Genomic DNA, 455 nt, shown 5'->3' with positions numbered 1-455 from the left:
AGATTTAAAAATTCGTTGGCAGATGAACTCTCGTCAAAGTGTTCATCAAGTTGCTAGTAAGCCTGATTTTCCGCAACCCGTTTTTGCTTTTAATCATGGTAAGACGCCACTTTACTTAGCAACTGAAATTCAAATTTTCGAAATTAATCACCCTTGGGTAATAACTCCCGGTGCTCGTCTTGCTTATAGTCATTGGATCCTTCATAATGTGATTGATTAATCTTAAGATTTAACTCTAGGTTTTTGATAGTTGGCGTTAGCCTTCTAATACAAATAAGCCCCATCAAAATGGGGATTAAATCTACCCTTGACACTTGTCAAGGGTGTAAGTGCGCATTGACCTCATTTCACTCGGTCTGCTGATAACCATAAAATCAATTTCTGCTGTTGTTGAATTGACTGTATTTTTAATTCAATTTATGTTTGCACCTAACTAAGATTGTTATGTTTTAAAT

At 35.6% G+C, this 455-nt stretch carries 1 pseudogene; it reads left to right on the top strand.

What is annotated here, in order from left to right:
• Positions 1-220: pseudogene (locus HC026_RS12425) on the top strand (hypothetical protein); the annotation flags it as partial.
• Between the last annotated feature and the right edge of the window lie 235 nt (positions 221-455).

Origin of the sequence: Secundilactobacillus angelensis, from assembly GCF_012641075.1 — a bacterium.
Classification (GTDB): domain Bacteria; phylum Bacillota; class Bacilli; order Lactobacillales; family Lactobacillaceae; genus Secundilactobacillus; species Secundilactobacillus angelensis.
The sequence above is the reverse complement of the archived record's forward strand: the minus strand, read 5'-3'. Positions and strand labels throughout refer to the sequence as shown.